The sequence below is a fragment of the Bacillus sp. FSL L8-0193 genome (assembly GCF_037976065.1).
Taxonomy (GTDB): Bacteria; Bacillota; Bacilli; order Bacillales; family Bacillaceae; genus Bacillus; species Bacillus paralicheniformis.
Genome location: NZ_CP150261.1, coordinates 114023 through 126067 on the forward strand (window position 1 = coordinate 114023; position 12045 = coordinate 126067).

Here is a 12045-nt window from a genome sequence, read left to right on the forward strand (position 1 = left end):
ATGAATTACGAAGTCGTCATTCCTGCCGCCGGACAAGGTAAACGAATGAATGCCGGGAAAAACAAACTGTTTATCGAGGCGAAAGGAATACCTGTGATTATTCATACATTAAAGGTGTTTGAAAACCATGATGCCTGCAAAAGGATCATTCTTGTCATCAATGAACAGGAATTCGGTGAATTCAGCACCCTTTTAAAAACCTATCATTTTACAACGCCGATCGAGATGGTTCCGGGCGGAAGAGAACGCCAGCAAAGCGTATTTGCGGGTATTAAAGCGGCCGGCAAAGAGGAAACGGTCCTCGTCCATGACGGAGCAAGACCCTTTATTAAACGGGAATATATCGAACAGCTTGTCGAGAAAGCGAAGGAAACAGGGGCTGCTATCGTTGCCGTACCTGTTAAAGACACGATCAAACGCGTTCAAGACGGTGAAGTAGCCGGAACGATTGAACGTTCAAGCTTGTGGGCCGCTCAAACCCCACAAGCTTTTCGTCTTTCTATTCTGATGAATGCTCACCTTGAGGCTGAAACAAAAGGTTTCCTCGGTACGGACGACGCCAGTCTGGTCGAGGAAGCCGGAGGTACGGTTGCAATCATTCAAGGGGATTATCAAAACATCAAACTGACGACCCCGGATGACTTGCTTGTCGCAGAAGCGATATTAGAAGCGGAAAAGAGGAATGAACATGTTTAGAATAGGCCAAGGATTTGACGTCCATCAACTAGTGGAAGGCAGGCCGCTCATTATCGGGGGAATTACGATTCCTTACGAAAAAGGCCTGCTCGGACATTCGGATGCCGATGTGCTTTTGCACACGATTGCGGATGCGTGTCTCGGCGCCGTCGGCGAGGGCGATATCGGAAAACACTTTCCGGATACCGACCCTGAGTTCAAAGATGCCGACTCCTTCAAACTCCTTCGTCACGTCTGGATGATTGTGAAGGAAAAAGGCTATACGCTCGGGAACCTGGATTGTACAATCATCGCCCAAAAGCCTAAAATGGCGCCGTATATCGAAGACATGAGAGCCAGAATTGCCGAAGGGCTTGAGGCGGAAATGTCCCAAATTAACGTAAAAGCGACCACAACCGAAAAGCTTGGATTTACGGGAAGAGCCGAAGGAATCGCCGCTCAGGCTTCCGTTCTGCTCCAAAAGGTATAATTCATTTTGAAGACAGGTTCATTTGATGATAGAATAGGAAATAAATTTGAACTCTGTTAGAGACGAAAGGAAGTTAGACAGATGGGAAACGAAGTTCGGGTTCGTTATGCGCCGAGCCCAACAGGCCATTTACATATCGGAAATGCCAGAACCGCTCTCTTTAATTATTTGTTTGCCCGGAGCCAAGGCGGAAAATTCATCATCCGCATTGAAGATACGGACCGGAAGCGTAACATTGAAGGCGGAGAGCAAAGCCAGCTGAACTATTTAAAATGGCTGGGCATCGACTGGGATGAAAGCGTGGATGTCGGCGGAGAATACGGACCATACCGCCAATCCGAAAGAAACGACATTTACAAAACATATTACGAGGAGCTTCTTGAAAAAGGGCTTGCCTACAAATGTTACTGCACGGAAGAAGAGCTTGAGAAAGAGCGCGAGGAACAGGCTGCCCGCGGAGAAATGCCGCGCTACTCAGGCAAGTGCCGCAATTTAACTAAAGAAGAGCAGGAAAAGCTCGAAGCTGAAGGAAGACAGCCGAGCATCCGCTTTAAAGTCCCTCAAGGAGAAGTCATCAGCTTCAATGACATCGTCAAAGGAGAAATTTCTTTTGAAACAGACGGCATCGGCGACTTCGTTATCGTGAAGAAAGACGGAACGCCTACTTACAACTTTGCCGTAGCTGTCGATGACTATTTAATGAAAATGACGCATGTCCTGCGCGGCGAAGACCACATTTCCAATACGCCGAAGCAGATCATGATTTACAACGCCCTTGGCTGGGACATCCCGGCATTTGGACATATGACATTAATCGTCAATGAAAACCGTAAAAAACTGAGCAAACGGGATGAGTCCATCATTCAGTTTATCGAACAGTACGAAGAGCTCGGCTATTTGCCGGAAGCATTGTTTAACTTCATCACTCTTCTCGGCTGGTCGCCGGTCGGAGAAGAAGAACTGTTTACAAAAGAACAGTTTATTGAGATATTTGATGTACACCGTTTGTCAAAATCACCAGCGGTGTTTGATACGCATAAACTGAAATGGGTCAACAACCAGTATGTGAAAAAACTTGATCTTGATCAGGTGATCGAATTGACCGTTCCGCATTTGCAAAAAGCGGGCAAGGTTTCAGAAGAGCTAACTGGCAGCGAACAGGAATGGGTTCGCAAGCTGATTTCTCTATATCAGGAACAGTTGAGCTACGGCGCTGAAATCGTCGAGTTAACAGAGTTGTTCTTTAAAGACGATATCCAGTATAATCGTGAAGCAAGAACAGTTTTAGAAGAAGAGCAGGTTCCGGAAGTGCTTCGTGTATTTGCCGAAACGCTTGAGCAGCTTGACTCGTTTACGGCAGATGAGATCAAGGCATCCATCAAAGCCGTTCAAAAAGAAACAGGACATAAAGGGAAAAAGCTGTTTATGCCGATCCGCGTAGCGACGACAGGCCAGACCCACGGTCCTGAACTGCCTCAGTCCATTGAATTATTGGGGAAAGACACCGTTTTAAAACGGCTGAATAACATTATTCAATAAGATAAATCGTTGACAGGGATAAGTATAAAGCCAGGGCCTTTAAAGAGAGAGTCTTCATCGGCTGGAAAAGACTTAAGCGCCGGGCTTTAGAAATGCACCTCTTGAGACCTTTGAAGAACGTTTTTACACAAGTATTCAAAGGCGGTATCCGCCGTTATGGATGAGAGTTGAGAAAACAGCTGTGCTGTTTTCTAAACAGAGTGGAACCGCGCGTCAAAAAGCGTCTCTGTCATTAGACAGAGGCGTTTTTTTATATGGTTTGACAATAGATAGAGACAAAGGAAGCGGGGAACGGGGGGAATCATGTGTTCTTTAAAATGCTGAAAGAAGATGTAGATGTCGTATTTGATCAAGATCCAGCTGCGAGAAGCTACATTGAAGTCATCTTAACTTATTCAGGTTTGCATGCTATATGGGCGCATCGAATTGCACATGCTTTATATAAAAGAAAAAGGTTTTTCATCGCCAGAACGATCTCTCAAATCGCCCGCTTCTTTACAGGAATCGAAATTCACCCGGGTGCCAAGATCGGCAGGAGGTTTTTCATCGATCACGGCATGGGGGTTGTGATCGGCGAAACCTGTGAGATCGGAAACAATGTCACGGTTTTTCAGGGCGTAACGCTAGGAGGAACTGGAAAAGAAAAAGGCAAAAGGCATCCGACAATCGAGGACCATGCCCTGATCTCAACAGGGGCAAAAGTGCTTGGGTCCATTACAATCGGAAGAGGGGCGAAAATCGGCGCCGGCTCCGTCGTCCTGCATGATGTGCCTGAATGTTCCACCGTTGTCGGCATCCCGGGCCGCGTCGTCGTACAAAACGGAAAGAAAATCAGACGCGACTTGAACCACCAGGACTTGCCGGATCCGGTGGCTGACCGCTTCAGAGAATTGGAAAACGAAATCAGGCAGCTGAAACAAGAGCTCCGGAGAAAAGAAAGGGAAGATGAGCTGTGACACTAAAACTGTATAATACTCTCACACGAAAAAAAGAGCCGTTTGTGCCTCTTGAAGAAGGCAAGGTCAAAATGTATGTGTGCGGGCCGACCGTATATAACTACATCCACATCGGAAACGCGAGGCCGGCGATCGTCTATGACACGGTCAGAAAGTATTTGGAGTATAAAGGCTATGACGTCCAATACGTCTCCAATTTTACAGATGTCGATGACAAATTAATTAAAGCGGCAAATGAGCTTGGAGAGGAAGTGCCGGTCATCGCCGAACGCTTTATTAAGGCGTACTTCGAAGATGTCGGTTCACTGGGCTGCACAAAAGCGGACTGCCATCCGCGCGTCACTGAAAACATGGATGAAATCATCGATTTTATTCGAACGCTGATCGATAAGGGCTATGCTTATGAGGCAGACGGGGATGTTTATTATAAAACAAGATCGTTTGAAGGCTATGGAAAGCTGTCGCATCAATCAGTCGATGAGCTGAGATCAGGCGCCCGGATTCAAGTGGGCGAGAAAAAAGAAGATGCGCTCGATTTCGCATTATGGAAAGCGGCGAAAGATAACGAAATCTCCTGGGATAGCCCTTGGGGAAAAGGCCGTCCCGGCTGGCATATCGAGTGCTCTGCGATGGCGAAAAAATATTTGGGCGATTCGATCGACATTCACGCCGGCGGCCAGGATTTGACCTTCCCGCATCACGAAAACGAAATTGCCCAATCGGAAGCATTGACAGGGAAGCCTTTCGCGAAATATTGGCTTCATAACGGCTACATTAATATCGATAATGAGAAAATGTCAAAATCGCTCGGTAACTTTGTGCTTGTGCATGACATTATTAAAGAGCATGATCCCCAAGTGCTGCGGTTTTTCATGCTGTCTGTTCATTACAGACATCCGATCAACTATTCGGCCGAACTTCTTGAGAACACAAAAAATGCTTTTGGGCGTCTAAAAACAGCTTATAGCAATTTGCAGCATCGCCTGAAAAGCAGTACAAATTTAACAGAGGGCGATTCAGAATGGCTCGGAAAAATTGAAGAGCAGCGAAAAGCCTTTGAAACGGCAATGGATGATGATTTTAATACAGCGAATGCAATTTCCGTCCTGTTTGATCTGGCCAAACACGCCAACTACTATCTGCAGGAAAAGAATACTTCAGAACATGTCATTCAGGCGTTTCTACAGCTGTTTGACGAGATCTGCTCAGTGCTCGGCTTCTCCCTCAAGGAACAGGAACTTTTGGATAAGGACATTGAAGAACTGATCGAGAAGCGGAATGAAGCCCGCAGAAACCGTGACTTCGCAACATCTGACCAGATTCGCGACCAGCTGAAAAGCATGAACATTATCCTGGAGGACACTCCACAGGGTACACGCTGGAAAAGAGGAGAATCGTAAACATGAATTTGGAAACCATTAAAGACGCCAAACAGCTGAATGGTTTGGCGCTTGCTTACATGGGTGATGCCGTATTAGAGGTATACGTCAGGCATCACCTCTTAAAGCAAGGCATGACAAGGCCCAATGATCTGCACAGGCAGTCGAGGCGCTATGTCTCTGCCAAGTCGCAGGCAAGCATGCTGTTTGCGCTAGAGGAGCAGAAATTTTTCACCGAGGAAGAACAGGCTGTGCTGAGAAGAGGACGGAATGCCAAATCCGGAACGGTACCGAAAAATACGGATGTTCAAACATATCGTTACAGTACGGCTTTTGAGGCGGTCATCGGGTATCTTTTTCTTGAGAACAGGGAAGATAGGCTTAATGAACTCATCAAAGTAGCGCTGGAAAAACGGGATGGCAGGGAGGAAGTCAAATGAGTGAGCAGCATGATTACGTCATAGGAAAAAACGCGGTCATCGAAACATTAAAGTCAGGCCGGGAATTGTATAAGCTGTGGATGGCGGAAAACACAGTGAAGGGACAGGCTCAGCAAGTCGTTGAACTTGCCGCCAAAAAAGGCATCACAATTCATTATGTCCCAAGAAAAAAACTCGATCAAATGGTTTCCGGACAGCATCAAGGCGTCGTCGCTCAGGTCGCGGCTTACGAGTATGCCGAACTGGATGATCTTTTTCAAAAGGCCGAAGACAGAAATGAACAGCCGTTTATCCTCGTTTTAGACGAGATTGAGGATCCGCACAATCTGGGCTCTATTATGCGCACCGCAGATGCGGTTGGGGCTCATGGCATCATCATCCCGAAGAGGCGCGCGGTCGGCCTTACGACGACTGTCGCCAAAGCCTCGACAGGAGCCATCGAACATATTCCGGTCGTCAAAGTGACCAACCTGTCGCGAACCCTGGAAGAAATGAAGCAACGGGGCATTTGGGTAGTCGGTACCGATGCGTCTGGAAAACAGGACTACAGGTCGCTCGACGGAAATATGCCGCTTGCGCTTGTCATCGGCAGTGAAGGAAAAGGCATGGGAAGGCTTGTAAAAGAGAAATGTGATTTTCTCATCCGCCTGCCGATGGCGGGAAAAGTTACGTCCCTGAACGCCTCAGTCGCAGCCGGCCTCCTGATGTATGAAGTGTACCGGAAACGAAGCCCTCTGGGAGAATAGACGGAATGGACATCCTGTTGGTCGACGGTTATAACATGATTGGGGCATGGCCTCAGTTGAAAGATTTAAAAGAAAACAGTTTTGAAGAAGCAAGGGATCTGTTGATACAGAAGATGGCGGAATATCAATCGTATACTGGGTTCCGGGTAATCGTTGTCTTTGATGCGCATCTCGTTAAAGGAATCGAGAAAAAGAAGGTCAATCATCGCGTAGAAGTGATATTCACAAGGGAAAATGAAACGGCTGATGAACGGATCGAGAAACTGGTGTCAGACTTGAATAATATTCAGACGCAACTCCATGTTGCCACATCTGACTACACAGAGCAATGGGCGATTTTCGGCCAAGGGGCCCTGCGCAAATCAGCCAGGGAGCTGCTCAGGGAAGTCGAAGCGATCGAAAGGCAAATCGAAAAAAGGGTGAAACAAATCACCTCAGAACGTCCCGCGGGGAAAATTCCATTGTCAGAAGACGTCTTGAAGATCTTCGAAAAATGGCGGCGTGGCGACTTGGATTAGGTTGACGCTTTTTTGTCCATTACTGTATAATATTTCTATCTACGTGCGGTCGGGGGGATCGGAGTGAACTTACAAAACAACCAGGGAAAATTCAGCAAAGAACAGTTCAGCAAAGAACGTTTTTGCCAGTTGGAAGACGAGCAGGTCATTGAAATGGTTCATGTCGGAGACAGTGATGCGTTAGATTACTTGATTACAAAGTACCGTAATTTTGTAAGGGCAAAAGCAAGATCCTACTTCTTAATCGGGGCTGATCGGGAAGATATCGTTCAGGAAGGCATGATTGGACTCTACAAATCTATCCGTGATTTTAGAGAGGACAAGCTGACTTCATTCAAAGCTTTTGCAGAATTATGCATTACCCGCCAAATTATTACCGCTATCAAAACAGCTACTCGCCAGAAACATATTCCGCTCAATTCTTATGTGTCGCTGGACAAGCCCATTTATGACGAGGAATCAGACCGGACGCTTCTCGACGTGATTTCCGGAGCCAAGGTTATGAATCCTGAAGAGCTGATCATCAATCAGGAAGAATTCGATGATATCGAGCTGAAAATGGGAGAATTGCTTAGTGATTTAGAAAGAAAAGTTCTTGCGCTCTATCTCGACGGAAGATCCTATCAGGAAATATCCGAAGAACTAAACCGCCATGTAAAATCGATCGATAATGCGCTCCAGCGTGTCAAAAGAAAGCTTGAAAAGTACCTGGAGCTCCGCGAAATCAGCTTGTAGCCAATGCTTATGGCATATTGACAGTCATTTTATGACTGTGATATGTTACTTAGGAAAATGATCGTCCAGAAAAAGGTGTAAACATGAAGAAAAAAGTAACGTTAGCCTGCAAAAATTGCGGAAGTCGTAATTATACGACAATGAAAAGCTCCGCAGCTTTGGCTGAACGGCTCGAAGTAAAGAAATACTGCAATAACTGCAATTCACATACAGTACATCTGGAAACAAAATAGGCGTTTTTGTTTTTAGGTTGTGGAGGTTTCTTACCATGGGTATTATCAAATTTTTAAAGAATGTCGGAAAAGAAATGAAAAAGGTCACCTGGCCTAAAGGAAAAGAACTAACGCGCTATACGATCACTGTTATCACCACCGTTATCTTTTTCGCTATCTTTTTTGCACTCATCGATTCGGGTATTACGCAATTAATTCGTTTAATAGTTGAATAATGATCAGCATAACGTGTTATAATAGATCTAAATATGACTTGCCAAAAAACCCGTTTAACGGGTTTTTTCATTGTTTCAAAATATGAGGCTCGTATAAAAGAAAGTGTCAGTTTCCCGGTACGGCCAAAAACTTTTAAGGTGTGGGGAGGGAAGGACTGAAAGGGTCCTGAATGAGAATGGAAAAGAAATGGTATGTGGTTCATACGTATTCCGGCTATGAAAATAAAGTAAAGGCGAATTTGGAAAAACGGGTGGAATCGATGGGGATGCAGGATAAGATATTCCGCGTCGTTGTACCTGAAGAGGAAGAAACCGATATTAAAAACGGCAAGAAAAAAGTCGTTAAAAAGAAAGTATTCCCTGGGTATGTACTTGTCGAACTAGTCATGACGGATGATTCCTGGTATGTTGTTCGAAATACGCCTGGCGTGACCGGGTTTGTCGGTTCAGCCGGATCAGGTTCAAAGCCGACTGCGCTGCTTCCGGGCGAAGCGGAAAAAATTCTGAAGCGGATGGGGCTTGAAGAAAGAAAAACAGAAATCGACTTTGAATTAAAAGAAACCGTCAAGGTGATCGACGGCCCGTTTGCTGATTTCACAGGGACGATCGAAGAGATCGACCACGACAAAAATAAAGTCAAAGTATTCGTTAATATGTTCGGAAGAGAGACCCCGGTTGAGCTCGAATTTACTCAAGTTGACAAATTGTAATGGAAAAGCGCTTGAAATCACTATATAAAAGTGATAATATACAAAGGTGCGTCTTGGCAAAAAGGTCAAGGCAGCTAGCTTGATATTTTCATCATTCATATAAAGAATGAGACCTTGAGTGGGAGGGTTCACCCTATTACCACATCACGGACTTAAGGAGGTGTGTCTCGTGGCTAAAAAAGTAGTTAAAGTTGTAAAATTGCAAATTCCTGCTGGAAAAGCGAATCCAGCTCCGCCAGTTGGTCCTGCATTGGGTCAAGCCGGTGTTAACATCATGGGATTCTGTAAGGAGTTTAACGCTCGTACATCTGACCAAGCTGGTCTGATCATTCCTGTAGAAATTTCGGTTTACGAAGACCGTTCATTTACATTTATCACAAAAACTCCGCCTGCTGCTGTATTGCTTAAAAAAGCGGCTGGAATTGAGTCAGGTTCTGGTGAGCCTAACCGTAATAAAGTCGCAACCGTTAAACGCGATAAAGTACGTGAAATCGCCGAAACAAAAATGCCTGACTTAAATGCGGCAGATGTTGAAGCGGCTATGCGTATGGTTGAAGGAACTGCCCGCAGTATGGGTATTGTGATCGAAGACTAATTTTTGTCTCTTTGCTGGGTTGCGAGTTTGGATCAGACAAGTTCGCAACCCTTATTCGTGGGAGGTTATTCCGCTAAAACCACTAAGGAGGAAATTTTAAAATGGCTAAAAAAGGTAAAAAATACGTCGAAGCTGCCAAGCTTGTAGAGCGTACAAAAGCTTACGACGTAAACGAAGCGATTGAGCTTGTGAAAAAAACAAACACAGCTAAATTCGATGCCACTGTTGAAGCGGCATTCCGTTTAGGTGTTGACCCTCGTAAAAACGACCAGCAAATCCGCGGTGCAGTTGTACTTCCAAACGGAACAGGCAAAACTCAGCGCGTTCTTGTTTTCGCTAAGGGCGAAAAAGCGAAAGAAGCGGAAGCTGCTGGTGCAGACTACGTAGGCGATTCTGATTACATCAACAAAATTCAGCAAGGCTGGTTTGATTTTGATGTAATCGTTGCGACTCCTGATATGATGGGTGAAGTCGGTAAAATCGGACGCGTGCTTGGACCAAAAGGTCTTATGCCAAACCCTAAAACAGGAACGGTTACTTTCGAAGTTGAAAAAGCAGTCAACGAAATCAAAGCTGGTAAAGTTGAATACCGCGTTGATAAAGCAGGAAACATCCACGTTCCAATCGGAAAAGTGTCATTCGAAGAAGGCAAGCTTGTAGAAAACTTCGCGACAATGTACGACACAATTTTGAAAGCGAAACCTGCTGCTGCTAAAGGTGTATACGTGAAAAACGTTTCTGTTACATCTACAATGGGACCTGGAATCAAAGTGGACCCTTCAACTTTCAACGTAAAATAATATTGACTTTTGATAAGACGTTCTGATATAATTCAAAACGTTGTAAAAATAAAATATGTCCATTTATACCGTAGACAGTAGGTGCCGATAAGGCTTAATCTCCTACCGAGGTGTATATATATCACAGCTCTAGCGTTACGTATGCTTGTATATACAGCCTCCATGTCGAATGGAGGCTTTTTATATGGAACATGTCGTTAAAGAACGTGATCACCGAACGGTATAAGTGTTACACAGATGAATCTTACAGGAGGTGTAACCATGAGCAGCGCAATTGAAACAAAAAAAGTTGTTGTTGAAGAAATTACTTCTAAACTGAAAGAAAGTAAATCAACGATCATCGTTGACTATCGCGGCCTTAACGTAGCTGAAGTAACAGAACTTCGTAAACAGCTTCGCGAAGCTAACGTTGAGTTCAAAGTGTACAAAAACACGATGACTCGCCGTGCGGTTGAACAAGCTGAACTTGATGGTTTGAACGATTTCTTAACAGGACCGAATGCGATTGCATTCAGCACTGAAGATGTTGTCGCTCCAGCTAAAGTTCTTAACGAGTTTGCTAAAAAGCACGAAGCTCTTGAAATCAAAGCGGGCGTAATCGAAGGCAAAGTATCTACAGTTGAAGAAGTGAAAGCTCTTGCTGAACTTCCATCTCGCGAAGGCTTGCTTTCTATGTTGCTTAGCGTACTTCAAGCTCCAGTTCGCAACCTTGCTCTTGCAACTAAAGCTGTTGCAGAACAAAAGGAAGAACAAGGCGCTTAATAGCATCAGTATCTAAAAAATAAAACAAAATGGAGGAATTACAAATGGCTTTAAATATCGAAGAAATCATTGCTTCCGTTAAAGAAGCAACTGTACTTGAATTGAACGACTTAGTAAAAGCAATCGAAGAAGAATTTGGCGTAACTGCTGCTGCTCCTGTAGCTGTAGCTGGCGGAGCTGCTGCAGGCGGTGCTGCTGAAGAAAAAACTGAATTTGATCTTGTTCTTGCTGGTGCAGGAGATCAAAAAATCAAAGTTATTAAAGTTGTTCGTGAAATCACTGGTCTTGGCTTGAAAGAAGCTAAAGAACTTGTTGACAACACTCCAAAACCTCTTAAAGAAGGTATTGCGAAAGAAGAAGCTGAAGAGCTTAAAGCTAAACTTGAAGAAGTTGGCGCTTCTGTAGAAGTTAAGTAATCTTCACCTAATCTTTAGGGGAAAGCTCGCTTTTAAAAGCGGGCTTTTTCTTTGCTAATTAATTGTAGTCCCTTCCGCATAAGATACGCCATCTTGTTTCAAGATATCTGGAGAGTTCACCAACTGAGGAGGTTCTGTGATGACTGACCATTATTATTCGGAAAAACCTTCAGCAAAAAGCAGCAGATCAACGTGGGCATTTCGCTTGAGAAACCGGACGTTTACTTTTATCAGCGACAGCGGAGTTTTTTCAAAAAGAGAAGTGGACTTTGGCTCAAGGCTGCTGATTGAAGCTTTCCGGGAACCGGATACAGAAGGTGATTTTTTGGATGTAGGCTGCGGCTATGGCCCGATTGGTCTTTCGCTTGCTGCGGATTTCGAAGATCGAATGGTTCACATGATCGATGTTAATGAAAGAGCTGTCGAACTTTCGAAGGAAAACGCGTTAAATAATCAGATCGACAACACAAAGATCTATCAGAGTGATCTGTTTGCCAACGTCGAACCTGCAAAAAAATTCGCTTCTATTATTACTAATCCCCCCATACGCGCCGGGAAAAAAACTGTGCACGCCATCTTTGAAAAAAGCGCTGAACATTTGCGGCCTTCAGGAGAGCTGTGGGTCGTCATTCAGAAAAAACAAGGCGGGCCTTCTGCCATTGAAAAATTAAAAGAACTTTTTGCGGACGTTGAAGTCGTTCACAAAAAGAAAGGGTACTATATCATCAAAGCAAAAAAAGTTTGACTCGGATTTTCAGCTATGTTAATATTATAAAATGCCAATGTATATATTTTGCTGCTGTTTTTAAGAAACGCCTAGGTTTGTATAAAATATA

17 protein-coding genes and 2 other annotated features are annotated in these 12045 nt (G+C 44.6%); all 17 genes read left to right on the forward strand.

Annotation, left to right across the window (positions count from 1 at the left end):
• A complete protein-coding gene (ispD, locus tag MHH76_RS00615) occupies positions 1–696 on the forward strand; it encodes a 2-C-methyl-D-erythritol 4-phosphate cytidylyltransferase (protein WP_020449841.1) in 696 nt (231 codons plus the stop codon).
• Positions 689–1165 (forward strand): 2-C-methyl-D-erythritol 2,4-cyclodiphosphate synthase, encoded by a 477-nt coding sequence (gene ispF, locus MHH76_RS00620; RefSeq protein ID WP_020449842.1) that lies wholly within the window; start codon positions 689–691, stop codon positions 1163–1165. Before ispD ends, ispF begins: the two co-directional genes overlap by 8 nt.
• 81 nt (positions 1166–1246) lie before the next feature.
• Positions 1247–2704 carry a glutamate--tRNA ligase gene (gene gltX / locus MHH76_RS00625; RefSeq protein ID WP_020449843.1) on the forward strand — a complete coding sequence of 486 codons (1458 nt, stop codon included), beginning with the start codon at positions 1247–1249 and terminating at the stop codon, positions 2702–2704.
• Positions 2705–2935: a binding site (T-box leader), on the forward strand.
• 74 nt (positions 2936–3009) lie between these two features.
• Complete coding sequence (gene cysE, locus MHH76_RS00630; protein WP_020449844.1) at positions 3010–3660, forward strand: serine O-acetyltransferase; 651 nt, start codon at positions 3010–3012, stop codon at positions 3658–3660.
• Positions 3657–5060, forward strand: a complete 1404-nt coding sequence (cysS, locus tag MHH76_RS00635) for a cysteine--tRNA ligase (protein WP_020449845.1) — start codon at positions 3657–3659, stop codon at positions 5058–5060. Before cysE ends, cysS begins: the two co-directional genes overlap by 4 nt.
• Positions 5061–5062: 2 nt before the next feature.
• On the forward strand, positions 5063–5479 hold the full coding sequence (locus tag MHH76_RS00640; protein WP_020449846.1) for a Mini-ribonuclease 3: 417 nt from the start codon (positions 5063–5065) through the stop codon (positions 5477–5479).
• Positions 5476–6225 carry a 23S rRNA (guanosine(2251)-2'-O)-methyltransferase RlmB gene (gene rlmB / locus MHH76_RS00645; protein ID WP_023855918.1) on the forward strand — a complete coding sequence of 250 codons (750 nt, stop codon included), beginning with the start codon at positions 5476–5478 and terminating at the stop codon, positions 6223–6225. Before MHH76_RS00640 ends, rlmB begins: the two co-directional genes overlap by 4 nt.
• A 5-nt stretch (positions 6226–6230) precedes the next feature.
• Positions 6231–6743: a ribosome-dependent mRNA decay endonuclease Rae1/YacP gene (rae1, locus tag MHH76_RS00650; RefSeq protein WP_020449848.1), complete on the forward strand. Its 513-nt coding sequence runs from the start codon at positions 6231–6233 to the stop codon at positions 6741–6743.
• Between the two features lie 63 nt (positions 6744–6806).
• Positions 6807–7478 carry an RNA polymerase sporulation sigma factor SigH gene (sigH, locus tag MHH76_RS00655; protein WP_003178288.1) on the forward strand — a complete coding sequence of 224 codons (672 nt, stop codon included), beginning with the start codon at positions 6807–6809 and terminating at the stop codon, positions 7476–7478.
• A gap of 83 nt (positions 7479–7561) precedes the next feature.
• Complete coding sequence (gene rpmG / locus MHH76_RS00660) at positions 7562–7711, forward strand: 50S ribosomal protein L33 (protein WP_020449849.1); 150 nt, start codon at positions 7562–7564, stop codon at positions 7709–7711.
• Positions 7712–7746: 35 nt separating this feature from the next.
• Positions 7747–7926, forward strand: coding sequence for a preprotein translocase subunit SecE (secE, locus tag MHH76_RS00665; RefSeq protein WP_003178291.1), 180 nt, complete (start codon positions 7747–7749; stop codon positions 7924–7926).
• 176 nt (positions 7927–8102) lie between these two features.
• Positions 8103–8636: a transcription termination/antitermination protein NusG gene (gene nusG / locus MHH76_RS00670; RefSeq protein ID WP_003178298.1), complete on the forward strand. Its 534-nt coding sequence runs from the start codon at positions 8103–8105 to the stop codon at positions 8634–8636.
• 169 nt (positions 8637–8805) lie between these two features.
• Positions 8806–9231: a 50S ribosomal protein L11 gene (gene rplK, locus MHH76_RS00675; RefSeq protein ID WP_003178300.1), complete on the forward strand. Its 426-nt coding sequence runs from the start codon at positions 8806–8808 to the stop codon at positions 9229–9231.
• A 101-nt stretch (positions 9232–9332) separates the two neighbouring features.
• Positions 9333–10031, forward strand: coding sequence for a 50S ribosomal protein L1 (rplA, locus tag MHH76_RS00680; protein WP_020449850.1), 699 nt, complete (start codon positions 9333–9335; stop codon positions 10029–10031).
• 50 nt (positions 10032–10081) lie between these two features.
• Positions 10082–10223: a sequence feature (ribosomal protein L10 leader region), on the forward strand.
• A 69-nt stretch (positions 10224–10292) separates the two neighbouring features.
• Positions 10293–10793, forward strand: coding sequence for a 50S ribosomal protein L10 (gene rplJ / locus MHH76_RS00685; RefSeq protein WP_003178304.1), 501 nt, complete (start codon positions 10293–10295; stop codon positions 10791–10793).
• A gap of 44 nt (positions 10794–10837) precedes the next feature.
• A complete protein-coding gene (gene rplL, locus MHH76_RS00690) occupies positions 10838–11209 on the forward strand; it encodes a 50S ribosomal protein L7/L12 (RefSeq protein ID WP_003178305.1) in 372 nt (123 codons plus the stop codon).
• Positions 11210–11348: 139 nt separating this feature from the next.
• Positions 11349–11954 carry a class I SAM-dependent methyltransferase gene (locus MHH76_RS00695; RefSeq protein WP_020449851.1) on the forward strand — a complete coding sequence of 202 codons (606 nt, stop codon included), beginning with the start codon at positions 11349–11351 and terminating at the stop codon, positions 11952–11954.
• The last annotated feature ends 91 nt before the right edge of the window (positions 11955–12045 follow it).